The sequence below is a fragment of the Corallococcus exercitus genome, assembly GCF_003611585.1.
GTDB lineage: Bacteria > Myxococcota > Myxococcia > Myxococcales > Myxococcaceae > Corallococcus > Corallococcus exercitus.
This window is the reverse complement of the sequence record NZ_RAVW01000905.1, coordinates 1-427: the sequence shown is the minus strand read 5'-3', so window position 1 is coordinate 427 and position 427 is coordinate 1. Positions and strand designations below refer to the sequence as shown.

1 protein-coding gene is annotated in these 427 nt (G+C 52.2%); it reads left to right on the top strand.

Annotation, left to right across the window (positions count from 1 at the left end; all coding sequences use genetic code 11):
- Positions 1–427 (top strand): MFS transporter (locus D7W79_RS42795; RefSeq protein WP_120530810.1); only part of this gene is annotated, 427 nt, incomplete at both ends.

Sequence of the window (427 nt, the reverse complement as noted above, 5' to 3'; positions counted from 1 at the left end):
CTACCTGGCAACGATGTTAATCGCCTTTGGCTCGGTCGTGCCTTTCATTATCTACGCTGAAGTTAAGCGCAAAATGAAGCAAGTCTTTGTCTTTTGCGTCGGGTTGATCGTGGTCGCGGAAATTGTGTTGTGGAACGCACAAACGCAGTTCTGGCAACTGGTGGTCGGCGTGCAGCTTTTCTTTGTGGCGTTTAATTTGATGGAAGCCCTTCTGCCTTTACTTATCAGTAAAGAATCGCCAGCAGGTTACAAAGGTACGGCGATGGGTGTTTACTCCACCAGCCAGTTTCTTGGCGTGGCGATTGGCGGTTCGCTGGGCGGCTGGATTGACGGCATGTTTGACGGTCAGGGAGTATTTCTCGCTGGCGCAATGCTGGCCGCAGTGTGGCTGGCAGTCGCCAGTACCATGAAAGAACCACCGTATGTC